The sequence below is a fragment of the Bradyrhizobium sp. SUTN9-2 genome, assembly GCF_003122645.1.
Classification (GTDB): domain Bacteria; phylum Pseudomonadota; class Alphaproteobacteria; order Rhizobiales; family Xanthobacteraceae; genus Bradyrhizobium; species Bradyrhizobium yuanmingense.
The window spans coordinates 2,973,943-2,998,792 of sequence record NZ_LAXE01000001.1; the positions used below are offsets into that span (position 1 = coordinate 2,973,943).

Consider the following 24,850-nt stretch of genomic DNA (forward strand, 5'->3'; position numbering starts at 1 on the left):
AAGTCTCCCAAGACTCAATGATCTATCAACGCACGTGAACCGCCCGCGTCCGAAGGTGCTTGCGCGTTGTTGGCGCGGGGGATTCCCCCGATCTACGTGATGTAGCCAAGCCCTCCGCTGTCCCGAAGCCTTCCGGCAGATGCCGACGTCGGCAACAGCTTCGTGCCACAACGTTTACCGGCACGTCGGACGATACAACCCGCAAATCCAGCGGCCGGCCTCCCCCGTGCAGGCCATCCAAACAGCATTCAAACCAGAACGCCGGCTGCATTCAGGAGCAGCTCGGATGCCGGCGCACGGCAGGAGCCGCAATTTCATGTTTCAAAATCACCACATTTTACTTCAGCATTTCGCCGACCACCCGGTCGTCCGCTTTTTACGTGGACGGTTCGAAGTTGACGCAACTCGAAATCGTATGAGTTTGCCCTCCGTACAATCGGCGGCAAGCGATCTGGGTGCGAGCCCTCATACTGGAGGCCATCTCGGGGCGTATCATCAGGGGTTCGGCGACTACCTTAAGACGGTAGAAGAATCTCCGAGGTACGCGGCGGCTCTCGCGGGTGACTCGCATGAGCTCGATGAGCTGGTGTCGGACGTAAACGCACTCGTGGCGGCCGCCAAGTACGCGCTGGCGAGCGGTCATCTATTTGCCAATACTCCTACGGGAATGACCACCGAAAACGCAAATGCGGTGAACAAGCAATGGTTCGACAACTGGAGAGCATACGCCGCCGATCATCAGACGCAGATCCGGGAGATGCAGGAGACAGTGGACCAATTCCTCGCTGCCGGTCGCGCGGACGCGGCCTTGGACTTTCCGCTTCTCTCTCCAACCAGCGGTCTCAGCATGGCAGAGAGGATCGCAATCCTGAAGCGTTCGCCGAAAGGCTCTCCTATCTCGCTGCAATTTACTAACGTTGGACCCGTCCCCGACCTTCCGGGCCTGGTGCCGCCCTTCGTCAATACGCGTTTGCCAGGTTTTATTCCGCCTTCGCTTGAGGAAATCAACGAACCGGAAGGATTTACTCCTAGCAATCCACTTATCACGTACGGGCTGCCGGGATTTCCGGCGACCAATCCTCAAGGCTTTGGACAACTACCTCCGACCACCGGGGTGGCCGAGGATCCTTTAGTGCTCAAGTATGATCCAGCAACCGGTTGGCCCCTTCCATTCTCCGAACGCTCACCGATATTGGACCCTGGCGCTCCGTCTCATGCAACGCCGCCGGCTGGCCTCTACATGGGAGCGGGACTTGCTGCGGCTGCGGTGTTAGCGCCACAATTCTTGCCTCTCTGGGCTCGGGTAGGGGTCGCTGGGCTAGCTGCTAGCGTACCGACGCTGGCAACTGCTGGGACTGGCGACGGAGGAGTGTTCTCCACCGGAGCGCCCGCATATGATCCATTCAATCGCGACCAGACGAGCAGCTATGTTGGCGGCTTGAATGCGGGCCCTTGGTCGAACGAAGATGCCAAAACGATCGCAACGCCCTTGGCGATGGGGCACCGCGGAAATCAGGACGAGACCTCTGAGGGACCAACTGAGCAGCCGCAAGCGCTTCAATCAGGAGTCTCGCGCTTAAGCGCATCAGTCGCGCCCGAAGATGTCCGGCGTCTCGCCCGTGTGAATGAGACGAACGCGGTCAACGTGTTTATATCGGGCAGTGCGCCAGTCCCGTATCTGCCGTCTACCGCATTCGACGATCGGTATGGCAATTGGACTATCCCGGCCGCTCGCGGCCAGCAGCCGCAACCCAGCAAGCCGATCGGCGTGTTTGCAGACGAGCCGAGTTATCTCATTCCTCCACAGATCTTCGGAGTGGACGGCTCGCTCCATCCGCGCGATGATGGCGAGGAATGGTTCTCGCGCTGGATACGGCCTTTGCTTCCGCCGCAATGACGTTTGTGTAGTGGAGCGAGAGTGGTCGTTTGACACGTCGGGCAAAACACTGGCAGAATGGCATCATCGAAAAGTTCGGAACAAGCCCGCGGATCTGCCGAGGGCTTGTTTGTTTTGGCGGGGCACGAGACGTTCGCGCCCTACGCACCACCCGGCCCGAACCACTGCGTCAGCGCCTCCGCAAGTCCGTGTCCGTTCTCGTCGCCCACCCAGGCCACATGGCCATCGGGCCGCACCAGCACCGCGCGCGGCGCGGGGACCGCGCCGATGGCCGGAAGCTGCCAGGCGCCGTCGTAATCGGCATCGACGATCCCGATGCGATCCGCCCAGGGCGTGATGTCGATGCCGCCCGGCTTGCCGAAATTGAGCAGCACGCCGCGCGCGCCGTGCAGCAGCGTGAACAATCGCAGCTTCTGCCCGCCTGCCACGAGATCGAGATCGGGCATGCGGCGGCCGAGCAGCGCGTGGCCTTCGCCGAGATCGTAAGCGATGTCGAGCCCGCTCATCATCGCGCCAAGGCGCTGTCGCGGCTCGTCCATGGCGAGCAGCTCGGCGATCACCTCGCGCGCGGCCTTGCGGCCGTCGTCGCCGCGGCGGAGCAGGGCGATCTGCGCCATGGTGTTTTTCAGCACGCGCGCGGCCACGGGATGACGCTCGCTGTGATAGGTGTCGAGCAGGCTCTCGGGCGAGATGCCCTTGACCACCTGCGCCAGCTTCCAGCCGAGATTGACCGCGTCCTGCACACCGATGTTGAGGCCCTGGCCGCCGACGGAATGATGAATGTGCGCGGCATCGCCGGCGAGCAGCACGCGGCCCCTTCGATAGGACGCGGCCTGCCGCGCCGCGTCGGTGAAGCGGGAGATCCAGGCGGGGTTGTTGACGCCGAAATCGGTGCCGTACACGGCTTCGAGCGCCGCGCTGAGATCGCGCAAGCTCGGCTCGCCGCTGCGCGCGAGCTCGGCTTCCGTCACGACGACCAGCACGCGCCCGCTTCCCGTCTTGCTGAGGCCGTGGAAGCCGAGCGCGTCGTGACGCAGGCCGAATGGGGGCTCTTCGCGCATCTCGACCTCGGCCATGAGGTTGCTGAGCGAAGGTTCTGAGCCGGGGAAGTCGATGCCGGCGCGCTTGCGCACCGCGCTGCGGCCGCCATCGCAGCCGACGAGATAAAGCGCGCGCAAGCGCTCGCCGCTGGACAGCGTGACGTCGAGGCCGGTGTCGTCTTCCGCAAAGCCCGTCACCTCGCGGCTGCGATAGATCGGCACCGCGAGCTCGGAGACCCATTCGGCCAGCAGGCGCTCGATCTGGTTCTGCCGCAGCGCGAGCCCATAAGGATGGCGGGTGGGGAGATCGCCGATGTCGAGCCTGGTCCAGGCGAAGCCGGCGAGCTGGGTGATTTGCCCTTCGCGCAGGAAGCGCTCGGCAATGCCGCGCTGATCGAGGATCTCGATGCTGCGCGCATGAAGTCCGCCGGCGCGCGTCTCGACGATGTCCTGGCTCGCGCGCCGCTCGACGATTGCGACGTCGATTTGAGCCAGCGCGAGCTCGGCGGCCAGCATCAAGCCGGTCGGGCCGGCGCCGGCGATGATGACTTGATGGCCGGTGGCGCTTGCGCGTTCTGCAGGCGTTCGGCCGCGCGGCCGGGACGTCGGAAGCGATACAGACATGGCGTGGCCCCCTTCGACTGGTTGTTCGGACCAGGGGTCTTACGCGATCACCGGGGGCTTGAAGCAAGCCCCTTGCGCACCACATATCGAGGTGGGAGATGAGGCTCTCGCCTGTTCGGCGCGTTGACACGTCGGGCAAAACACCGGCACAATGGCATCATCGAGATGCGCGCCGCTTGTGCCGCGGGCTAATCGTCCTTCGCCAAATCGCCGGGTTGTGTAGGCAGATCGATGGTGCCGCCCTCGCCATGCGCGAGATCGCGGCCGTCGTCCGCCGTCGCGTCGGCATCTTCGACGATCGCCTGCTGCGTGGCGCGTTCCTTGTCGATGCGCGGCTTCGAGCCCGGACGATCTCGCAACGTCTCGTCTTGCGATTTGCCGGGTGAGGTCGTCTTGATGGTCATGGCCGGTCGCTCCTGATTGTCCAACGCGGCTCGTGCGAATTCGTTCGTTTGACACGTCGGGCAAAACACTGGCAGAATGGCATCATCGAAACGAGTTTGTTTTGGCCCGCGCGGGACGCAATCCGCGGCGGGCTTTTTCAATTCAGTCTTTTCAATTCGGCCTTTTTCAATTCAGTGGAGGTTTTGACACGTCGGGCAAAACACTGGCATTATGCCATCATCGAGACGAGCTTGGTTCACCCGCGCGGAACAATCCGCCGCGGGTTTTTTCGTTCTCGATTTTGGAATCGGACGGCGGCGGCGCATTGCGGCCACGCACTCGCTTGATAACGCGTTGAGAGAGCGCCGATCGGCGCGCCGTCGTCCGAACCATTGCTGGCCGTGCACGCGCGAACGTGCCGGCCCGCGGCGCCGGGCCAATGCCTGCGCCGCTGCGGTCTCCGGGACCGGAGATAGGGTTCGCGCCCGAAACGATCGCGCTCTTCGCGCGATCTGCCGCGCATATTGCTTTCGAGGAGAAACGATGACCGCCTATCTGATATCGCTGGCCCTCGCGGGCCTCGTTGCCATCGTGCTGTGGGAGACGTTCGCGTGAGCGAGGACATCATCGAAGGTGAGCTTGAGCCTGCACCGCTTCGGTTGCCCGCGCGCGCGAAGACGCCGCGGGCGCGCAATCTGACCGAGATCCGCTCGCTCGCGCGCAGCCACACCCGAACCGCCATCAGGGTGCTCGTCGGCATCATGCGTAGCGAGGATGCAACGCCCGCGGCGCGCGTCTCGGCGGCCAACGCCATCCTCGATCGCGGCTGGGGCAAGGCCGCACAGCCGGTCGAGAACGGCGAGGACGGCGTGCTGGAATTGATTCACCGGATCGAGCGCATCATCGTGCATCCGGGAAGCTCGAACAGCGGCGACGCCGTCACGACGCTCGAGACAGTGGATATCCCGATCTGCAACCGCGTCTCGATTGAGCGTTGACCCGTCGGGCAAAACACTGGCAGAATGGCATCATCGACAGAAGTTGCTGTTACCCGCGCGGATGCAATCCGGCGCGGGTTTTTTGTTGGTGCCTTCGGCTAATTCCTGGTCTGCTTGCCAGCCCTGTGCTGCACGGCATAGGCGCGCTGCACCTGGTCGCTGCAATAGGACAGCTTTCGGCCGTCACCGGTGAAGCGCCCGTCCTTGATGATCCAGAGGACGACGGTCTTGTCGTCGATCTTCTTGAACATCAGGTTCTCGCGGTCCGGGATGGTGCTCGGGTCCTGCACACTGACGGCGTCAGGGCCGGAAGCCGCCTGTAAGGTGCAGGTAGCGTTGATCCTGACGGTGTCTGGGAGTTGAACACGCATCCGGCGGATATCGCACTTGTTCGAGGCCGTAACGATCGACTTCTTGGCGAACGCAACGACGGTATCGCTGAGTTTCGCGCAACGGTCCTCGAAATCGGCACCCAGTGCGGCGTAGACGCCATCTTGCGGATGAGCGCTCTTGAGAGCGAGCTCCTCTTCGGCCTTCCGCTTGGCTTCCTCGGCCTTCTGCTTGGCCTCTGCCTCGGCTCTTAGCCTCGCTTCAGCAAGCGCGCGCTGTGTACTCAGAGGGCAGTAAGCCGCGCGCCAGGGAGGATCCTTGAGCTTTCCGTTCAGGCTTTTCTGGACCGAGATCGCCGCCGCATCCAGTTGTTTGATGAACATGATCTCGTTGAATTGTCTGCTATCCCAGTTGGGATCGCGCGGGTTGAGGTTCTGCGCCAGATTGTAATCGTCACAGACCATTTCAACCTTCAGCGAGCCCGGGCCGAGATCGTTGATCTTCTTGACCTTGCAGCTCCATTCGTAACCGCTGACCGATTTCCTGCCGAGATCGATTGTCAGGCCGCCACTTTCATCACAGTCTAGCTGGAAGTTCTTGCCAGGTTCGGCATAGACGCCGGCCTTGGGACGCCACTTGTCGGATGTCGGAGCAGGTGGTTCCTGTGCGAAGGCAGGAAGTGCGAGAGCGACCGTCGCGGCCGCAGTGAGAACGCGGCGGATAGCTCTTTTCATGTCAGCCCCTCATTCCTCGGCCACGCAAGATCGGCTCGATCAAGACACCGCACGCGAACTAGTTAGTCAACTACCGCAAAGGATATTCAAATGTGGGACGACATGATGCGGCGCATTATTCAGCCCGTCGAGGGCATCTCGCCCCATGTCACGAGTCCATACGGCGCGGAGACAGGCAGGCCACGCGGATCAAGCAACCCACACCGGGGCATCGATTTCAATTATGTTGGTGGTCAAAGTGCTCGGCTGAACACGAGTCACCCAGAATTGCGATCTCCCGTGAATGGCGTCGTCGAGCGCGCCGGTGATGATCAATGGGGGACAATCTCGATCAGAGACAATAACGGCTTGCGTCACCAGATACTGCATACCAACTCTCGGAAGGTGAAGGTCGGCGATGTGGTTGCGGCGGGTCAGGTGATTGGCGCGATGGGTAATACCGGTCTTTCTGACAAGAAGGGCAATCCAGGGCACCACCACGTCCATTATCAAATCAAGGATCTTGCAGGTAATGTTCTTGACCCAGGTGCGTTTGCGGATGCACTGGGACCGTTCGATCCAGTTCCTGCGCCGGCCTACATTCCGGAGTACAAGCGATATCTGCAAAACGCGGATATGATGCCGCGGTCCCGTTCCAAAGATGTGCGGGTTTTGAGGAGGATGCCTGCCGGAAACTCCGATCGATCTGCTTTCGACTCGAATGATCCCGCACCGATACCCGCTATTCCGCCTGATGCTTCGTTTCCGTCAACGACAATCCCACGCCCCGGGAAACGAAGACTGGCCCGCGATGTGGCGCAGGCGCACCGGCCTGCCCTAGGGCGAGCGAGCGCAGCCATTGTCCATCCTGAAAATTCCGACCGCTAAAATCTTCGAGCCGCTGCTCAAGCCTGCGCGCTACAAGGGCGTTTACGGCGGACGCGGCTCGGGCAAATCGCATTTCTTCGGCGAACTTCTCGTCGAGACCTGCCAGGCCGAGCGCGGCACGCTCGCGGTCTGCATCCGCGAGGCGCAGCGCACGCTGGCGCAATCGTCGAAGCGCTTGATCGAAGGCAAGATCGCAAGCCTCGGGCTCGGGCACGGCTTCAAATTGTTCAGCGACAAGATCGAGACGCCCGGCGACGGACTCATCATCTTCCGCGGGCTTCAGGATCACACGGCCGACTCGATCAAATCTCTGGAAGGGTTTCGCATCGCCTGGATCGACGAGGCGCAATCCCTGAGCGCGCGCAGCCTCGCGCTGCTGCGGCCAACGATCCGCGCCAAGGACTCAGAGCTTTGGTCGAGCTGGAATCCGCGTCGCAAAAGCGATGCGATCGACGATTTTCTGCGTGGGCGACAGCCGGACGGCGCCGTGATCGTGAAGGCGAACTGGCGCGACAATCCCTGGTTTCCTGATGTGCTCGAGGAGGAGCGGTTGCTCGACCAGAAACTCTATCCGGAGCGCTACGACCACATCTGGGAAGGCGAGTATGCACGCGCCTTCGAGGGTGCTTATTTTGCCTCGCTGCTCTCGGAAGCGCGTGCGCAGGGGCGGATCGGGAAAGTTGCCGCGGACCCGCTGCTGCCGCTGCGTGCCTTCATCGACATCGGAGGCGCCGGCGCCGCGGCGGATGCTTTCACCATCTGGATCGTGCAGTGGGTCGGCAGCGAGATGCGAGCCGATTTCCAGCACCTGCGGAGGTGGCGAAAGAGCGTGGAGCAGGCCCAGAGCTACACCTTCAAGGCAGTGATCACCGTGCTTGCCACTGGCCTGATGGGGGCCGTTTGGCTTGGTGTCAAGGTCGTGCTGGGCAAATGAGCCTTCATGGCGCCGGTGACGTCGCTCCGCGCCCGATCATGATCTGCTGCCAACGAGTTGCTCATGTACAGAATTCGTATTGTCGATGCCTCCGATGATGACGTTGCCGAGACCCTCGCCGATCTGCATCGGCTCACGTTCTTCGATACCGCGGCGATGCCCGCGTTCGACCTCGGCGCGTGGTGGATGGCTTATCACGACGAGGAAGCAGTCGCCTTCGCCGGAATTGTGCCCTCGACTCACGTTCGAAATGGCGGCTATTTCTCCAGAGTTGGCGTGTTACAACGGCATTGGGGACGCGGCCTTCAGCGCAGATTGATGCGTGCGGTGGAGGCGAGGGCGCGGCGTATCGGATGGGACAGCATTGTCTCCGATACGACGGACAACCCGGTATCAGCGAACAACTTCATTCAGGCGGGCTATCGGCTGTTCGAGCCCGAGACCCCTTGGGCTTGGGTGCATACACTCTATTGGCGGAAGTGGCTGCACTGAGCAGGTTTGCCGCCGCACGGAACGCGCCGTCTATCTAATGGCCAGTACGCGCCTGGAACGTCCGAGGACCTGGCAGCCTGGGGGCTGCCGGGTCCTTTTGGCGTATTGAAGCGATGCGGGCGTGGGACTTGCGAAGTCGGCAGCGCCGGGCTTTAAGTTTGCTCTTGCAGGAAATTCGGCGGCCATAAGCCGATGTAAGGGAGAGCGCGATCGATGCCCACCAAGCCTCAATTGCCGGTACGTGCCTCGCATGGGATGGGAGGCCCGACCGCGCTGGATGGCCTATTGGTCGTTGATTTCACGCGTGTGGTCGCTGGCCCGGCCTGCACCCAGACGCTCGCCGACTACGGTGCGCACGTCATCAAGATCGAGAATCCCGATGGCGGCGACGACACGCGCGCCTATGAGCACGCGGAGATTGGAGGCGAGAGCGCCGCCTTTCTCAGCCTGAATCGCAACAAGCGCGGCATCGCGCTCGATCTTGCTGTGCCGGAGGCGCGCGAGATCGCGCTGGATCTGATCCGCAAGGCAGATGTGGTCGTGGAGAATTTTTCGAGCGGGGTCATGAAGAAGTTCGGGCTCGACTATGAATCGGTCGCGCCGCTCAACCCGCGGCTGGTCTATTGCTCGATCTCCGCCTACGGACGCAGCGGACCGTTTGCCTCCCGGCCAGGCTTCGATCCGATCACCCAGGCGGAAAGCGGCTTCATGTCGCTTAATGGATTTGCCGACGGCCCGGCGGTTCGCACCGGCCCGCCAATTGTCGACATGGCGACGGGGATGTCCGCCTGCAATGCCATCCTGCTGGCGCTGCTCGCGCGGGAGCGGCTCGGCCGGGGGCAGCATGTCGAAGTTGCCCTGTTCGACGTCGCAATGGGAATGACCGGTTTCTACGGCATGGCCTATCTCATCAACGGCGAAAACCCCGGCCGGTTCGGCAATTCGCCGAGCGGGTCTCCCACCGTCGGCGTCTACGAGGCCTCAGATGGGCCGCTCTACATGGCCTGCGCCAACGACCGGCTCTACCGCAGGCTTGTGGTCGAGGTGCTGAATCGGCCCGATCTCATCACCGATCCGCGGTTTGCGACGCGCAAAGCCCGCTCGGAGAACAAGGAGCTCCTGCGGGCAGCCATCGCCGAAGTCTTCGCCAGTGATACGCTCGAAAACTGGATGGCGAAGATGAAGCTGGCAAATATCCCCGTCGGCTATCTCCGGACGGTCGAGGAGGGCTTCAACGCCCCCGAGGCTCGCGAGCGCCATCGTTTGAACCGGATTCCGCATCCGACAGCCGAGTGGGTGCCCAACATCGAGCCACCGATTACGATGAGCCTGACAGCCGCGGTCGACCCCGTCGCGGCACCTCTTTTGGGCGAGCATACCAAGCAGATCCTGCAAGATACGCTCGGCTACGACGAACGTCGGATCGCGGATTTTGGCGAGAAGGGCGCCTTTGGCTCGGTCAAGCCTCCAAGGTCGACTTGAGGCACTGGCTCGGCTTGATTTGGCGAAGGTCCCGCCGCATAAATGTGTGAAAGCGAGGGACACGAATGGCGCCTGGCCAGGAGCCGAGCATGACCCAGCCCGCAGGCTTGCAAGCCGGCGGTGAGATCTATGCGTCAATGATCGCGAGGGCCCGGGCGCTTCTGCCGCGACTCCGTGAGCGGGCGGCACGGACGGAGGAGCTGCGGCATCTTCCGGCGGAAACCGAAAAGGATCTCCACGATGCCGGCCTGTTCCGGATGCTGCAACCGGCCCGGATTGGTGGCGCTGAGCTCGACTATGTCGCCCTCGTCGATTGCGCTGAGCTGCTCGGGCAGGCGGATGCGTCGGTTGCCTGGAATCTCGCCAATCTGGCGAGCCATCACTGGATGCTCGGCATGTTCCAGCCGAAGGCGCAGGATCTGGTCTGGGGCCGCAATCCGGATACTTTGATCGCGTCCTCGTTCATTTTCCCCGCCGGACGCGCCACGCGGGTCAAGGGCGGATACCAGTTGCATGGCAGTTGGCCATTCTCCTCGGGCGTTGCCTCCTGCGAATGGAATATGCTTGCGAGCGTGGTCTATTCCGACGACGATGCCGACGGCATCGAGTATCGAATCTTTCTGCTGCCGAGCGGCGATTACAAGGTGCTGGACACTTGGAACGTCGCCGGATTGCGCGGGACGGGGTCGTGCGACGTCGAGGTCAGGGATGCCTTCGTGGCTGACCATATGACGGTCGCCGTAGGGAACCTCTCAGGTGGCCCCACGCCGGGAAGCGCGGTCAATCCGAATCCTCTGTACACGCTGCCTGTCTTCTCGCTATTTCCTTACGTCCTCTCCGGTGTCGCGCTGGGGAATGCACAGGCGTGCCTCGACGACTATACGGAGGTCGCGCGTCATCGTATTTCGACGTACAACCGCGCCAAGCTGAGCGATTTTCAAAGCACGCAGATCAAGATCGCGGAGGCCTCGGCCAAGATCGACGCTGCGCGCCTGATCATGCGGTCGGCCTGTCTCGATGCCATGGAAGCCGCACGGCGCGGCCATATTCCTGACATGGCGACCAAGACCAGATATCGCCGCGACGGATCCTTTTCCGTGAACTTGTGCACGGACGCGGTCTCGATGCTGTTTGCCGCGAGCGGCGCGCGCGGGCTGTTCACGAGCGGCGTGTTACAGCGGCAGTTCCGCGATGCGCACGCGATCAACTCACATCTCGCGTTCAACTTCGATGCGGCCGGAACCAACTACGGACGGGTGGCCCTCGGCCTGCCCTCCGAGAATCTCACGCTGTGAGGTCGGCCGATGAATGACCTGCCGAAGCAGCCTCGCGCGCCGGATCCCGCCAATGAGTTCGCGAGCGACAGCTCGCAGATTGATCCTCGCGACTTTCGCAACGCGCTCGGAACTTATGCAACGGGCGTCACGATCATCACAGCGGCAGCGCCCGACGGCAAGCCGTACGGACTGACGTGCAATTCCTTCGCCTCGGTCTCGCTGAATCCGCCGTTGGTTCTGTGGAGCCTCGTCGTCTATTCCTCGAGCCTGACCATCTTCCAGAACGCCAGCCATTTCAGCGTCAACGTTCTCGGCGCTTCACAACAAGCGCTTGCGAACAAATTCGCAAAATCGTCGGATGACAAGTTCACCGGCGTCGACTGGACCCCCGGCCTTGGCAACGCTCCAGTGCTCGCCGAGAGCGTCGCCAACTTTCAATGCCGCTCCGTGAATCGCTATTATGGCGGTGACCATGTGATCTTTCTCGGCGCGGTCGAGGCATATACCTACAATGCGAAAGAGCCGCTGCTCTTTGCGCGAGGAGCGTTCGGTCGCTTCATGGCCGACGATGAGCGCAAGAACGGGCGGTAATGCGCCCCTAGAGCGCTTTGCGCTCTGCCGCCGAAAGCTTGTAGATCTCCAGCGCGTCCGCGTCCGCACCTCGCGCGGCCTTCGCCAGCCTGAAAAGCTGTCCGGCAAGCGCGGCCATCGGCACTGGCGTCGAGGTTGCCTGTGCAACATCGGCGACCGTATCGAGATCCTTGAGCATCGTGGCGATGTGGCCGAGCGGCGGGCTGTGAATGCCGTTGACCATTCGCGGCACGAACAGCTGGAGCGGGATGGAATCCGCAAAGCCGCCTGCGAGCGCTTCGGGCAATCGGTTGGCGTCAATTCCGGCGTTCACGGCAAGGCGGGTTGCTTCCGCGAGCACGGCCATCGCGCATCCGACGATCACCTGGTTGCACAGCTTTGTGGTCTGGCCGGCGCCGACCGGGCCCATGTGCGTGAACCTGCGTGCCATGGCCAGCACATAGGGCCGCACCCTCTCGATGTCGCCAGCTTCTCCGCCTGCCATGATGGCGAGCGTGCCTTCCTCGGCGCCCTTCGTGCCCCCGGACACCGGCGCATCGATCCAGCCCGCACCGTTCGCGTCTTTCAACCGCGTCGCGAGATCGCGCGCCGCGTCGGGATGGATCGATGAGAAGTCGACCACAAGCTTGCCCGCGCCAGGGGCCGCTGCCAGACCTTCGGGTCCGAAGATCACCTCCTCCACCGCCGCCGCATCCGTTACGCACATAAAGACGATATCCGAGCTCGCCAGGAGATCACGCGGCGTGACCACGTGCTTGGCACCAGCCTCGACGAGCGGCGCCACCTTGCCCTCCGAGCGATTCCAGACAGCGACCTGATAGCCGGCCTTCAGCAGGCGTCGGGTCATCGGAGTTCCCATGAGTCCGAGGCCGAGATAGCCGAGCTTCTCGGTGCGGTTCTTGCTGTCGTCAGCCACAGGTTGCCTCCTTCTGTCGTAGACGCCGCTTTACCATACATTGCCCATCTGCCGGCAAGACCGCCCACCTCGCATGGCTTGCCTGATTGTTTGAACCATGAAACATTTGAGGCGGTCGGGTTGGGGGCGCCAGTCGGCGCCGGAGCAGCGGAGTGGCACGATGCGAACCGTTTCGAAGTGGATCCTGGCTTTGGGGGCGGCAGCCGCCGTGAGCGCGGGCGCAAGCCCGTCATGGGGGCAGCAGACGATCCGCGTCGGCTGGACCATCCCTGCGGAGGAGTCCAAGTACTGGATGATGCGCAGGCCGGCAGAGTTTCCCAATCTCGGCAAGGCCTACAACATCGAATGGACCCAATTCCAGGGCACCGCGCCGATGACGCAGGCCTTGGCGGCCGGTGCACTGGACTGCGCGACGCAGGCGCCGCTCTCGCTTTCCAACGGTGTCGTCGGCGGCAATCTCAAGGCTTATATCGTGGCGCAACACGTTTTCGAGATGCCCGGCGGTTTCTCGGTCTACTGGGCCGTCAAGGATGACTCGCCCATCAAGACAATCGCGGATCTCAAGGGCAAGACCGTCGGCATTTCCGTGATCGGTGGCGGTACGCAAGGGCCGTTCAATCTGCTCTTGAAGCAGAATGGCGTCGATCCGGCCAAGGACATCAAGCTGGTCGAGGTTGGCTTTGCCGTCTCCGAGGACGCGCTGCGCCAAGGCCGCGTTGACGCGGTCAATATGAACCAGCCGTTTGCTGCGCGCGCGGAGGCAAAGGGCGGCACAAGGAAGCTGTTCTCGCTCTCCCAGGCCATGCCGAACATCGTGCACATCCTGGAAGCCTGCCGTGCCGATTTCGTCGACAAGAACCCTGAGTTGGTCAAGGCCTATGTCCGCGATATTACCTCGGGCATGAAGAAGGCACTCGCGAACCGCGAGGAGACTCTCAAGGTCGTCAATGAAGTGCTGAAAGCCCCCATCCCGGTGCTTGAGACCTACTTGCTCAAGGACAATGATTTCGGCCGCGATCCGGGTGCTGCGCCGAACTTCCCGGCGATCCAGAAGATGCTGGATATCTATGCAGAAACAGGAATGCTGCCGAAGCTGGATGTCGCACAGTTCAAGCATCCGTCGATCGTCGCGCCGCTGCAATAGAAGCGGGACGAATTACCGAACTAACATCGTAGCGTTCCGGATCATCCGGGACGCTGCACGAAGAAGATGCATATATGAAGAAGTTGCGTTCCCGAGTCACCACAGACGGCCTCGACCGAGCGCCGCATCGTGCATTCATGCGCGCCATGGGGCTCGACGACGCTGCGATTGCGAAGCCGATGGTGGGCATCGTCAGCATGAAGGGTGAGCAGACGCCCTGCAACATGACCCACGACTTCCAGGTAGCTGCAGCCAAGACCGGGATCGAGGAGGCCGGCGGTACACCGCGTGAGTTCTCGACTGTTTCGGTGTCCGACGGCATCAGCATGAATCATGAGGGGATGAAGTTCTCCCTGTTCTCGCGTGAGCTGATTGCCGACTCGATCGAAGCCGTGGTCCATGGGTTGGCCTACGATGCGCTGATCGGATACGGCGGGTGCGACAAGACCCTTCCTGGCGTGATGATGGGAATGGTCCGCTGCAACGTGCCATCCATCTTCATCTATGGCGGCAGCTCGCTGCCCGGGCGCGTGGATGGACGTACGCTGACGGTGCTCGATTCCTATGAGGCTGTCGGCAGCTTCATGACTGGCGAGATCGATGGCGCCACGCTCGAGCGCATTGAGCGCGCCTGCCTGCCGACGATCGGTGCGTGCGCCGGCCAGTTCACCGCGAACACCATGGGCATGGTATCGGAGGCGATGGGGCTGACCATTCCCAACGTCTCGATGGTGCCCGGTGTCTATTCCGAGCGTGCGCAGATTTCGCGACGCGCCGGCCGACTGATCATGGAGATGCTGGACCGCGGCGGGCCGCTGCCGCGCGACATCGTGACGCGGAAATCCCTGGAGAACGGAGCGGCGATTGTGGCAGCGACGGGCGGCTCGACCAACGCCGCGCTGCACCTGCCGGCGATCGCGAATGAGGCCGGAATTGCATTCAGCATCGATGACGTGGGGGAGGTCTTTGCCAGGACGCCGTTGATCGGCAATCTGCGCCCCGGAGGCAAGTATACGGCGAAGGATGTCTACGATATCGGCGGCGCTGCGGTCATCATTCGCGAGCTGATCCAGAGCGGTCATATCGATGGCGGCTGCTTGTCAATCACCGGCCGCACACTTGCCGAAGAGTACGGTGTGGCCAACGCACCCGACGGAGAGGTTGTGTACACGGCTCGCGCGCCGATCATGCCTGACGGTGGCGTCGCGGTGCTGAAGGGTAACCTCTGTCCCGATGGGGCGGTGATCAAGGTGGCGGGCTTGAAGAGCCAATTCTTCGAAGGCGTCGCGCGTGTTTTCGAGGATGAAGAAGCCTGCGTCGCAGCCGTTCGTGACCGCAGTTACAAGGCGGGCGAGGTTCTCGTGATCCGCAATGAAGGGCCAGTCGGCGGACCTGGCATGCGTGAGATGCTTGGCGTCACCGCACTGATCTACGGGCAGGGCATGGGTGAAAAAGTGGCGCTGATCACCGATGGCCGGTTCTCCGGCGCGACCCGCGGGATGTGCATCGGCTACGTGTCCCCCGAGGCATTTGTTGGCGGTCCGCTGGCGCTCGTCCGGAATGGTGACAGAATCCGGATTGATGCCGCAAATCGACGGATGGATGTCCTGCTCGAGGAACAGGAGCTTGCCGCACGGCGACGCGATTGGAAGCCGCGCCCGCCTCGCCACCGCGCAGGTGCGCTGGCAAAATATGCGCGGCTGGTTGGGCAGGCGCCGGGCGGAGCCGTGACGCATGAAGGCCCGGCAGAATGGCCGTGGTTCGAATGACGCACCGCACGGGCGCGAAAGTGACAGCCTGTCTGGCAGGCTTCTTGCTAAGCTGATGCCGCTGAATCCTCGTGCGAGTGGGACGGAAGGCGGGATGACGGTAGTATCTGCGAGATCGAGCGAATGGGTGAGACCGGTGACGCAACAAGACCCGGCTTCCGCAATCATCGAGATCGACCGCGTGTCGCAGGTCTTTAAAACCTCGGCACGCAAGAATCACATTGCGCTTTCGGACATTTCGCTGACGATCGAGGAGGGAGCTTTCGTCTCCATCCTTGGTCCGTCCGGCTGCGGCAAGTCGACACTGCTCTACATTGTCGGCGGCTTCGTCAGTCCAACCAGCGGCGCGGCGAAGATGAAGGGACAGGCGATCACGGGGCCCGGTCCGGATCGCGGACCGGTATTCCAGGAATTTGCGCTCTTTCCCTGGAAGACTGTGCTCGGCAACGTGATGTATGGGCCGCGTCAGCAAGGAATTCGCGGCACCGAGGCCGAAGCGCAGAGCCGGGCCCTGATCGAGATGGTCGGCCTCAAGGGCTACGAGAACTTCTATCCCAAGGAGCTGTCGGGCGGCATGAAGCAGCGCGTGGCGCTGGCGCGGACGCTTGCCTACCATCCCGAAGTGCTGCTGATGGACGAGCCGTTCGGGGCACTCGACGCGCACACGAGGACGCGCCTGCAGAACGATCTTCTGAACATCTGGGAGCGTGACCGCAAGACGGTGCTTTTCGTCACCCATTCGGTCGACGAAGCCGTCTTCCTCTCGGACAAGGTCGTCATGATGTCGAAATCGCCCGGGCGAATCCGGCAGGTCATCGACATCGACCTGCCGCGGCCGCGCCGCCGCAACGAGCTGTTGCTCGACCCGCGTTACCAGAAGTACGTCGTCGATATCGAGCGCATGTTCGATGAGAGCGACGAAGCCGGGGCGCCGGCATGATGTCGGCGGCCGGCATGACCAGGCGCGCTGCCCCGGTGCTCGCCTGCATCGGATTGCTGGTGGTGTGGCAGGTCGCGTCACTGGCGCTGAAGAATGACAGCTTTCCGACCGCGATCGGAGCGATGAGAGCGATTCCGGACATCCTTGGCGACAGGGAATCCCTGATCAATATTCTGGCCTCGCTCCGGCGCATGGCGATGGGATTTGGCGCGGCCGTGCTCGTGTCGATTCCGCTTGGCCTGTTGATGGGACGTAGCGCCGCGATTGCGGCCTTCTTCAATCCGCTGCTGATGGTGATCTATCCGGTGCCGAAGGCGGCCTTGATGCCGATCATCATGCTCTGGCTCGGCGTCGGCGACATCACGAAGACGCTCGTGATCTTCCTCGGCGTCAGCCTGCCCGTGATTTATCACAGCTTCGAAGGCGCCAAGGCGGTCGAAGAGAAGATGCTGTGGTCGGGCGCTGCGATGGGGCTCTCGCCGGTGCAGCGTCTGGTGCGTATCGTGCTGCCGGCGGCGCTGCCTGAAATTCTGACGGGGTGTCGTACGGGGTTAGTGCTGGCGCTGATCACGATGATCACCAGCGAGATGATTGCCCGTCAGTCCGGCGCCGGGAACATCCTGTTCAATGCGCTCGACATGGGCCAATACGAAACCGTCTTTGCGATGATCATCATCGTGGGAGCGATGGGAATCTGCCTCGACGCGATTTTTGAAAGGGTTCGTGCCAGGCTCGTGCGCTGGTCCGAGCCACAGTTCGACATGCCGCTGAGCTTCTCATGATGTCGCGGCTTCTCTCCCCTAATTTCGCTCTTGGGATTGCTCCGATCGCACTGGTGATCGCGCTGTGGCAAGGCTTGGTGTCTTTCGGCTTCGCGCCGGCAGTTCTGCTGCCGCCGCCAGGCTTCGTCTTCGGCAGGCTGCTCCAGCAACTCGTAACCTCGACGTTCCAGCACGAGATCGCGGCGACCCTGATCAGGCTGTTTGCCGGCTTCGCGATTGCTGTCGTGCTCGGTGTCAGCATCGGCATTGCCGCCGCCGCCAATCCGGCGATCAACGCCGTGGTTCGGCCCATCGTGCGCGTATTGGCGCCTTTGCCCAAGGTTGCGCTCTATCCGGCCTTGCTGCTGCTGCTCGGATTTGGCCACGGATCGAAGATCACATTAGTGGCTGCCGACGCTCTTTTCCCGATCCTGCTGTCGACCTATTACGGTGCCTCGACCGTCGAGCAGAAGCTGATCTGGTCGGCTATGGCTGCGGGATCGTCACGCTACGAAATCCTCTTCAAGGTAGTGCTGCCGGCAGCGATGCCGTCGATCCTGACCGGGTGCCGGATTGGCCTTGTCATTTCCTGCATCGTGGTGTTTCTGGCCGAAATGATCACGTCGACGGACGGATTGGGGCACGCCCTCGTGACTGCGGCCAGAACCTTCCAGGCCGTGGACATGTTCGTGCCGCTGATCACGATCTCGCTGCTGGGCTTGATCTTGAACGGCCTGCTGGGAGCCGTGCGCTCGTACTTGCTCCGGGGCTTCCCCGAAGCGTAACTAACAAGAATCCTGAAGACCGGGAGAGAACCATGCTGGCTGATCGTATCGAGGCAAAATGGATCGATGCGTTTTGCGAGATCTTTGAGCGATGCGCCGTCAAGGCCGGCGATACCGCGGCGATCCTGTCGGAGACCCAGTCACGCGCGTTGAACGTCCATCTCGCGGAGCTGGCCCTGCTGCGGATGGGCGCGCGGCCGTTTCATGTGGTGATGCCGACGCCACGTAACCGGCATATCGTTCCGGTCCGCTCCACCGGGGCGAGCGAGGCGATCCAAAAGCTTGGTCCAGTGATCACGGCGCTTCAGCAGGCCGGCTTCGTCGTGGATTGCACCATCGAAGGACTGATGCATGCGGTGGAGACGCCGGAGATTCTCAAAGCCGGCGCGCGGATCCTGGTGATCTCCAACGAGCATCCCGAAGCGCTGGAGCGCATGGTGCCGGATTCCGCGCTCGAAAAGCGTGTTCGTGCGGCGGCCAAAATGCTGCGCGGAACGAAGCGCATGCGTGTCTCCTCGAAGGCCGGCACGGCGCTCGATGTCGATATGGTCGGAGCGTCGACGGTCGGTGTGTGGGGCTGGACCGACAAGCCCGGCACGCTCGCGCATTGGCCCGGCGGCATCGTCGTCAGCTTTCCCAAGAGCGGGACCATCAACGGCACTCTGGTGATGGCGCCCGGCGACATCAACCTGACCTTCAAGCGCTACCTGACCTCGCCGGTGAAGATGACTCTGAAGGACGACTATGTCGTGGAACTCGAAGGCGAGGGCACGGATGCCGCGATGATGCGCGCTTATCTGGCCGCCTGGGGCGATCGCGAAGCCTATGCCGTGTCGCATGTCGGCTTCGGCATGAATCCCGGTGCGCGCTATGAGGCACTATCCATGTATGACCAGCGCGACACCAACGGCACAGAGATTCGGGCCGTTTCCGGCAATTTCCTGTTCTCGACCGGTGCGAATGAATTTGCAGGGCGCTACACGGCCGGACATTTCGACCTGCCGATGATGGGAACGACGATCGAGCTCGACGGCGTTGCGGTCGTCCGCGAAGGCGTGCTTCAGGACGTCTTCGGGTAGCCGCGATCGAGCACGGGCGGCCGGGCGAGGTCGAAGTGCCGGAGCAGGTCGACCATGGCCTGCAACCGCTTCACGCGATAAGCATCGACGTCCATCCCGGAGTAATCCAGGAAGCCGACGCCCGTGCGCAGGCCGATCCGGCCTTCATGCATGTTGCGGGAAATGACCTCCGGCGCGCGATAGCGGTCGCTACCAAGCGCGCCTTCGAGGTAACGGCTGGCGTAGTATAGGATATCGCCGCCGCCCCAATCGATGAATTCGAGCAGCCCGAGCACGGCATAGCGGAAGCCGAAGCCGTAACGGATCGCCTTGTCGATCTCTTCGGCGCTGGCGACGCCTTCCTCGACCATGCGCGCGGCCTCGTTCATTGCCAGCGCCTGGATGCGCGGGACGATGAAACCCGGTGTGGCGGCGCAGACCACCGGCACCTTCCCGATGCCTTCGAGCAGCGTCTTGACCTCGTCGATGACGGCCGGGTCTGTCGCCTTGCCGGGCGAAACCTCGACCAGCGGGATGAGATAGGCCGGGTTGAGCCAGTGCACGTTTAGAAAGCGGCGCGGGTTCACGATCGCGCCCGAGAGATCGTCGACGAGGATGGTCGAGGTCGTCGACGCGATGATCGTTTCAGGGCCGACCTGCTTTGCCGCCGCCCCCAGCACCTCGCGCTTGAGCTCGACCACCTCAGGAACGCCTTCGAAGATCATTCCGGCTTCGGCCAACGCTGCGCCGCTCCGGCTCGCCGGCACCACCGAGACCCGCGCGATCAGCGGATCGACATCCGCGTCGGTCAGCAGCCCCAGTTTTGACAGGCTGGCGAAGGTCTTCCTGACTTCGCCAAGCGCGTCCGTTTCCAGCTTGGTGAAGTCCTCCGCGGAACGCGCCTTGATATCGATCATCGTGACCCTGTGCCCTGCATACGCGAAGGCAACGGCAATGCCCCGGCCCATGCGGCCAGCGCCGAGACAGGCGATATTGATGCGACTGGTCATTGATCAGAATCCATTGCGGAGCAGCGTCTGCAATTCAGCCTTGCTGAGCTCGCCGAGTCCCAGCGTCTGGAGCGTTCGGCCACCTCGCGCAAAATCTTCGCCGCAGACCGCGCCGCCGATTGACAGAAACGCTTTGGCCAGCGGTGTGTCCACGCCAGCGAGGCCCGCGACGGACACCAGCAGCGACAGCCCAAGCCGCAGATCCTCGCGCATGTAACGGTGCTCTGTCAGCACGATCCGCTCGCGCCAATCACCGGAATCGGTCAGCCGGTCGTGCGAGCCGCGACCATACATCCAGATCTCGCCTTCCCTCGCGTAGTGATGAGCCAGCGGGAAATGTGGCGCGCCGTAGCCGAGTGCCTCGCGCACCGCGATGCGTTCTGCGTCGAGCGCGTCAGTGACCCGGCGGATCGCGGCTTGCGTACCTTCCTTGTGAATGTCCCAGCGCTCGAAATGTTCGATCGGCCCTGCGTTCATCACGATCAACGGCGGGTGAATGATCGGACCTGCGTTCATCAGGGCGCCCGACAGCGCGTCTCCGCACGCCTCGATCGCGTCTGGGAAAGCGCGTCCGATCACAGCGAGCGCGTGGGGCGCTTGGTCAAGCGGGAACACGCCGACGGGGAGCCGCTTGGCGCGAATGGTGATCGCGACCTCGAACGGTCCGTGCTTGCGGGTCAGCCACGGAAGCGTGCCCGTTTCGGCAAAGCTGGCCTTGGCATTGTTGCCGGCATCTCGGGTCGCCTGGGCGAAGATCATCGAGCCGAACGTCGCTGGCGGCAGAAAGACGACCTGACCGTCCCGCAAATGCGGCGCGAGCAGGCGAGCGATATTTGGTTGCGCGAAGGCGGGCGCGGGGCACAGGATCAGCTCCGTGCCTTCGACGGCGTCCGCGATGTCGGTCGTGACCAGCGCCAGCTTCACGTCATGACGGCCGGTGTGATCCTTGACCAGGATGCGCGAGCCGGCGGCGCGATGCGCTGCGACTTGATCGGCATCGCGGCGCCAGAGCCGCACCTCGTGCCCCGACAGCGCAAAATCGCCCGCGGCCGCGAAAGAGCCGTTTCCCCCACCCAGAACTGCGATCTTCAAGATGCTTCTCCTTGCGCCCGTGACTGCGCATCAAGCTGCTTCAGCAGGAAATGCTGGACCTTGCCCAGCGCCGTCCGCGGCAGGTCGTTGACGAAGACGATCTCGCGCGGAATTTTGTAGCGCGCGAGTTGCGCCTGAAGATGCGCCCTCAATTCGTCCGCCTCGAGCCGGCAGCCGGATCTCGCAATGACATAGGCGACCGGCACCTCGTCCCAGCGCGGGTCCGGCCGGCCGATCACGGCGCATTCGCTGACGTCGGGGTGTTCGAGCAGAACGCGCTCGACCTCGGCCGGGTAGACGTTTTCTCCGCCTGAAATGATCATGTTCTTCTTTCGGTCGCGGACCCAGAAATAGCCGTCGGCATCGCACAGGCCGATATCACCGGTGCGATACCAGCCATCCTGCAGCGCCTCGCGCGTTGCGGCGTCGTTTCCCCAATATTCGAAGAACACGTTGGGACCGCGCACCGCGATTTCGCCCGGCGTGCCCGCGGGCAGTTCTTCGCCGGCCTGGTCGATCACCTTTGCCTCGCAGCACAGGCCGGCAAGGCCGGTCGATCCCGCGCGCGAAAGATCGCCGCCAAGCCGCGTGTAGACGGCGATCGGGCAGGTTTCGGTCGAGCCATAGACCTGAAGCACCGGGACGTCGCGCGCGACGAAGCGCTCGATCAGGTGCGGCGGTACGATGGTCGAGCCGGTGGCGACGGCCTTGAGTGAGGAAAGATCAGCGGTCGCCCAGGCGGGATGCTCACTCACCGCCTGAAGGATCGCAGGAACCATCACCGTGAGTGTCGGCCGTTCCCCTTCAATGGCCGCAAGCGCGGCGTCCGGCGTGAAGCGCGCATGGACCGTGACGGTCGCGCCCAGCTGCAACGCCGGCGTAGTCTGGATGTTGAGGCCACCGACGTGGAAGAACGGCAGCACGGTCAGCACGTGGTCGTCGGACGTCATGTTGTGCATGTGCTGGCTCATGACACCGTTCCAGAACAGCGCCTCCTGGCGCAGCACCGCGCCCTTTGGCCGTCCCGTCGTGCCCGACGTGTAGACGATGAGCAGCGGGCTGGAGAGGTCGGTGTGTGGATTTCGGTTCGTGCCGTCACCGCGGACCAGCAAATCTTCGAATGTCGTGCCGCGAGGCGGCGTGAAGTCGAGGCCGACGACGGATGTCCCTGCCGCGGTCTGCCCCAGCTCGGCAAGCACTCCGGAAAACGCCCGCTCGAGCACCAGGACCTTTGCGCCGGCATCACTGAGAATGAACAGCTGCTCGGCGACGGCCAGGCGCCAGTTCAGCGGCACCAGCATCGCGCCGAGCCGCGCACAGGCGTAAAGCAGAACCAGATAATCCGGCCGGTTCAGGCTTAGAATCGCGACGCGATCGCCGCGGCCGACGCCGAGCTCCCCCTTCAAGGCAGTCGCGGTCCGTTCGATCCGTGCGGCGAATGCCGCATAACTCAGCCGCGTCCCTTCGAAGGCAATGGCCGTCTTGTCTGGCGCGAACGCCGCGTTGCGGTCGATCAGGCTACAGAGGTCCACGGTCAGTCGTCCGTTTCACCGGCCTCGTACAGCGCTTCGCGCCCGATCCGGTCGAGGCAGAGCTCGGCGGTCCAGGGCAGCATCAGCGAGCCGCAGCGGCTGTCACGATAGATTCGCTCCAGCGGCAGCGAGCGAAGCATGGCCTGACCGCCGCAGGTGCGGATCGCGAGCGCGGCGAGCTCATTGGCGCCCTCCATCACGGAATATTGCGCGGCATAGGCGCGCAGCACTTGCTCCTTGCTCGGATTGGCGCGCGCCTCGGTCACGGCCTGGAACCAGATTGCCTTGATCTGCTCCAGCTTGATCTGCATCTGCGCCACCGCGATCTGCTTGGTCGGGTACATCCGCCGCTTGACCGACGGCATGCCCGGGACCTCGCCGCGCAAGTAACGCACGGTGAAGTCGTAGGCGGCTTGCGCCAGGCCCATATAGGTCGGCGACAGCGTCAGGAACATGTGCGGCCAGCGCTGAGCTGCCTGGAAATACACGCCGCGCGGCATCAGCGCCGAATCTTCCGGAACGAACACATCCTTGAACAGCAGCGTTCGCGAAACCGTGCCGCGCATGCCCAGCGGATCCCAGTCGCCGACGACCGAGACGCCTTCTGATTTGGCTGATATCGCCAGGTAAAGCGTATTGCGGCGCGATGCCTTCTCGCCTTGCTCGATCTCGGTGCAAAGCACGCCGTAATAATCGGCGTGGCCCGAGAGCGATGCAAAGATCTTCTTGCCGTTGACGATCCAACCGCCTTCGACCGGCCTTGCTTCCGTGCCGAATGCGACCCCGCCGGCAGCGGCAGCTCCACCTTCGGAGAAGGGCTGCGAGTAGATCGCACCGTCCTCGACGATGCGCTTGTAGTGGACCGCGCGCCGCCGCTCGTGCTCGGCGCGCGTCGCCGCATCCATGTCCAGATCGTCGGCGAGGGGACCCGACCACAGGGTCGTGCAGACATGCATGTTCCAGGTCAGTGCAGTCGCGCCGCAATAGCGGCCGATCTCGGCTGCCGCCAGGGTATAGGTCTGGTAATCGGCGCCGAGGCCGCCGTGCCTCTTGGGCACGGCGATGCCGAGCAGGCCGATGCGATGCAAATCGCGGTAATTTTCGGTCGGGAAGGTCGCCTCGCGATCGTAAGTGGCGGCGCGACCGGCAAACACGGTCTGGCCGATCTCTCTCGCGCGGGTGATGATGCCGGCCTGCTCGTCGCTCAGGCTGAATGCGACAGGATCGAAGATCGGCGCATCCAGCGCGACCTTGTTGGTCGCGCCAATCGTCTTGCTGACTTGCATGGTCATCGCGCAGTTACCTTAAGCTTTGGTCGCGAGCGAGTTCAGGAACCGGCCGAGAGCTTCGTCGAAGGCGTCGGGGCGTTCGAGATTGGCGAGATGGCCGACGCCAGGCAGCTCGACATATTCGGCCCCCGGGATATAGGTCGCCGTCTTTGCCATCATCGGCGCGGGCGCGTTGTTGTCCTTTGAGCCGGACAGCAACAGCGTGGGAACGGAGATATTTCCGAGCGTGCTGCGTTGATCGAAGCCGATGAGAGCCAGCATCATGGCGCGATAGCTCGCTTCGGGCACGCTCCCCATGCATTCGCGGGCAACCTCCATCCCGTTCGGATCGGGATCGTCGCCGACGAGCTCCTTCACCAGGGAGGGGGCCAGCGACTTCATCGTCTCCCCGCGATCAAGCGGTCCCAGTCGCGCTGCGATGAATGATTTCTGCCAGTCGCCGTCCGCCTTTCCGAACGCAGGGCTGGTCTGCGCCAGCACGACTGCGCGTGCCAGCTTGGGGGATTGAACCAGCCACTTCTGAACGATCATGCCGCCGATGGAATGGCCGACCAGAACAGGTCTGCTGACGCCGAGTTGCTCGATGAACTGCTGGAGCGCCTCCGCCAGGGCAGCGATACTGACGCTCGCAAGCGGCGCCGATCCTCCATAACCGGGCATGTCCCATGCGATCGCGCGGAAGCGGTCGCCAAATGTCGCAAGCTGCCGCCGCCAGGCCCGCGCCGCGCCGCCGATGCCGTGCAGGAAGATCAGCGGTATCGCGTCCGGATCGCCCGCGGCTTCATAGGCGAAGCGTCCGTCCCTTGTTATGATTGGCACAGGCTGCGACACGCGACGTCCTTCTGCTGGGCCCCTCGATGCTAACAGGCCTTTCGGAGATGGAAAGCGATAATTTTATACTTAA

22 protein-coding genes and 1 pseudogene are annotated in these 24,850 nt (G+C 62.9%); 14 read left to right on the forward strand and 9 right to left on the reverse strand.

Features of this window, described 5'->3' with window-relative positions; genetic code table 11:
- The first annotated feature begins 286 nt into the window (after window positions 1–286).
- Window positions 287–1,897: a hypothetical protein gene (locus tag XF30_RS13590; protein ID WP_158284376.1), complete on the forward strand. Its 1,611-nt coding sequence runs from the start codon at window positions 287–289 to the stop codon at window positions 1,895–1,897.
- A gap of 140 nt (window positions 1,898–2,037) precedes the next feature.
- Here XF30_RS13590 and XF30_RS13595 read toward each other — a convergent pair whose 3' ends face one another.
- A complete protein-coding gene (locus XF30_RS13595) occupies window positions 2,038–3,561 on the reverse strand; it encodes an FAD-dependent monooxygenase (RefSeq protein ID WP_109142997.1) in 1,524 nt (507 codons plus the stop codon).
- A gap of 188 nt (window positions 3,562–3,749) precedes the next feature.
- Window positions 3,750–4,106 carry a hypothetical protein gene (locus XF30_RS39325; RefSeq protein ID WP_244608946.1) on the reverse strand — a complete coding sequence of 119 codons (357 nt, stop codon included), beginning with the start codon at window positions 4,104–4,106 and terminating at the stop codon, window positions 3,750–3,752.
- Between the two features lie 450 nt (window positions 4,107–4,556).
- On the opposite strand from XF30_RS39325, the gene XF30_RS38495 reads away from it, so the two are divergent.
- On the forward strand, window positions 4,557–4,943 hold the full coding sequence (locus XF30_RS38495; RefSeq protein ID WP_502696096.1) for a hypothetical protein: 387 nt from the start codon (window positions 4,557–4,559) through the stop codon (window positions 4,941–4,943).
- A 98-nt stretch (window positions 4,944–5,041) separates the two neighbouring features.
- Here the strand turns inward: XF30_RS38495 and XF30_RS13615 are convergent, their stop codons facing one another.
- A complete protein-coding gene (locus XF30_RS13615; protein ID WP_036028898.1) occupies window positions 5,042–6,007 on the reverse strand; it encodes a hypothetical protein in 966 nt (321 codons plus the stop codon).
- Between the two features lie 90 nt (window positions 6,008–6,097).
- Between XF30_RS13615 and XF30_RS13620 the strand changes: the two genes are divergently transcribed.
- The 6 genes and pseudogenes from XF30_RS13620 to XF30_RS13645 all read left to right on the forward strand — a co-directional run bounded on the left by XF30_RS13620 (window position 6,098) and on the right by XF30_RS13645 (window position 11,650).
- Window positions 6,098–6,874: a M23 family metallopeptidase gene (locus XF30_RS13620; protein WP_109142998.1), complete on the forward strand. Its 777-nt coding sequence runs from the start codon at window positions 6,098–6,100 to the stop codon at window positions 6,872–6,874.
- Window positions 6,846–7,466: pseudogene (locus tag XF30_RS39945) on the forward strand (PBSX family phage terminase large subunit); the annotation flags it as partial. The gene XF30_RS13620 and the pseudogene XF30_RS39945, both read left to right, overlap by 29 nt.
- A 405-nt stretch (window positions 7,467–7,871) precedes the next feature.
- Complete coding sequence (locus XF30_RS13630; RefSeq protein ID WP_109142999.1) at window positions 7,872–8,300, forward strand: GNAT family N-acetyltransferase; 429 nt, start codon at window positions 7,872–7,874, stop codon at window positions 8,298–8,300.
- A gap of 213 nt (window positions 8,301–8,513) precedes the next feature.
- Complete coding sequence (locus tag XF30_RS13635; RefSeq protein WP_109143000.1) at window positions 8,514–9,782, forward strand: CaiB/BaiF CoA transferase family protein; 1,269 nt, start codon at window positions 8,514–8,516, stop codon at window positions 9,780–9,782.
- A 65-nt stretch (window positions 9,783–9,847) separates the two neighbouring features.
- Window positions 9,848–11,077 (forward strand): acyl-CoA dehydrogenase family protein, encoded by a 1,230-nt coding sequence (locus XF30_RS13640; RefSeq protein ID WP_109143001.1) that lies wholly within the window; start codon window positions 9,848–9,850, stop codon window positions 11,075–11,077.
- Between the two features lie 9 nt (window positions 11,078–11,086).
- Window positions 11,087–11,650 carry a flavin reductase family protein gene (locus XF30_RS13645; RefSeq protein ID WP_036007598.1) on the forward strand — a complete coding sequence of 188 codons (564 nt, stop codon included), beginning with the start codon at window positions 11,087–11,089 and terminating at the stop codon, window positions 11,648–11,650.
- A gap of 7 nt (window positions 11,651–11,657) precedes the next feature.
- Here the strand turns inward: XF30_RS13645 and XF30_RS13650 are convergent, their stop codons facing one another.
- Window positions 11,658–12,566, reverse strand: coding sequence for an NAD(P)-dependent oxidoreductase (locus tag XF30_RS13650; protein ID WP_109143002.1), 909 nt, complete (start codon window positions 12,564–12,566; stop codon window positions 11,658–11,660).
- 160 nt (window positions 12,567–12,726) lie between these two features.
- Between XF30_RS13650 and XF30_RS13655 the strand changes: the two genes are divergently transcribed.
- The 6 genes from XF30_RS13655 to XF30_RS13680 all read left to right on the forward strand — a co-directional run bounded on the left by XF30_RS13655 (window position 12,727) and on the right by XF30_RS13680 (window position 19,044).
- Window positions 12,727–13,710 (forward strand): ABC transporter substrate-binding protein, encoded by a 984-nt coding sequence (locus XF30_RS13655; protein ID WP_109143003.1) that lies wholly within the window; start codon window positions 12,727–12,729, stop codon window positions 13,708–13,710.
- Between the two features lie 74 nt (window positions 13,711–13,784).
- Entirely contained in the window at window positions 13,785–15,479 is a 1,695-nt protein-coding gene (ilvD, locus tag XF30_RS13660) for a dihydroxy-acid dehydratase (RefSeq protein ID WP_036007591.1), read from the forward strand.
- A gap of 94 nt (window positions 15,480–15,573) precedes the next feature.
- Window positions 15,574–16,419 carry an ABC transporter ATP-binding protein gene (locus XF30_RS13665; RefSeq protein WP_109143004.1) on the forward strand — a complete coding sequence of 282 codons (846 nt, stop codon included), beginning with the start codon at window positions 15,574–15,576 and terminating at the stop codon, window positions 16,417–16,419.
- The gene (locus XF30_RS13670) at window positions 16,416–17,201 is read left to right on the forward strand and encodes an ABC transporter permease (protein WP_109143005.1); all 786 of its coding nucleotides are present in this window, start codon (window positions 16,416–16,418) and stop codon (window positions 17,199–17,201) included. The genes XF30_RS13665 and XF30_RS13670 overlap by 4 nt, the downstream gene beginning before the upstream one ends.
- Window positions 17,198–17,965, forward strand: coding sequence for an ABC transporter permease (locus XF30_RS13675; protein WP_109143006.1), 768 nt, complete (start codon window positions 17,198–17,200; stop codon window positions 17,963–17,965). Before XF30_RS13670 ends, XF30_RS13675 begins: the two co-directional genes overlap by 4 nt.
- 32 nt (window positions 17,966–17,997) lie before the next feature.
- The gene (locus tag XF30_RS13680; protein WP_036028939.1) at window positions 17,998–19,044 is read left to right on the forward strand and encodes a 2,5-dihydroxypyridine 5,6-dioxygenase NicX family protein; all 1,047 of its coding nucleotides are present in this window, start codon (window positions 17,998–18,000) and stop codon (window positions 19,042–19,044) included.
- Here XF30_RS13680 and XF30_RS13685 read toward each other — a convergent pair.
- The 5 genes from XF30_RS13685 to XF30_RS13705 are packed head-to-tail and all read right to left on the reverse strand — an operon-like array spanning window position 19,026 to window position 24,777.
- Complete coding sequence (locus XF30_RS13685) at window positions 19,026–20,033, reverse strand: 3-hydroxybutyryl-CoA dehydrogenase (protein WP_109143007.1); 1,008 nt, start codon at window positions 20,031–20,033, stop codon at window positions 19,026–19,028. The genes XF30_RS13680 and XF30_RS13685 overlap by 19 nt on opposite strands.
- 3 nt (window positions 20,034–20,036) lie before the next feature.
- Window positions 20,037–21,125 carry an NAD/NADP-dependent octopine/nopaline dehydrogenase family protein gene (locus XF30_RS13690; protein ID WP_109143008.1) on the reverse strand — a complete coding sequence of 363 codons (1,089 nt, stop codon included), beginning with the start codon at window positions 21,123–21,125 and terminating at the stop codon, window positions 20,037–20,039.
- Complete coding sequence (locus XF30_RS13695; RefSeq protein WP_109143009.1) at window positions 21,122–22,657, reverse strand: class I adenylate-forming enzyme family protein; 1,536 nt, start codon at window positions 22,655–22,657, stop codon at window positions 21,122–21,124. The genes XF30_RS13690 and XF30_RS13695 overlap by 4 nt, the downstream gene beginning before the upstream one ends.
- A gap of 2 nt (window positions 22,658–22,659) precedes the next feature.
- Window positions 22,660–23,949 (reverse strand): acyl-CoA dehydrogenase family protein, encoded by a 1,290-nt coding sequence (locus XF30_RS13700; RefSeq protein WP_109143010.1) that lies wholly within the window; start codon window positions 23,947–23,949, stop codon window positions 22,660–22,662.
- A 12-nt stretch (window positions 23,950–23,961) separates the two neighbouring features.
- Complete coding sequence (locus XF30_RS13705; RefSeq protein WP_109143011.1) at window positions 23,962–24,777, reverse strand: alpha/beta fold hydrolase; 816 nt, start codon at window positions 24,775–24,777, stop codon at window positions 23,962–23,964.
- Between the last annotated feature and the right edge of the window lie 73 nt (window positions 24,778–24,850).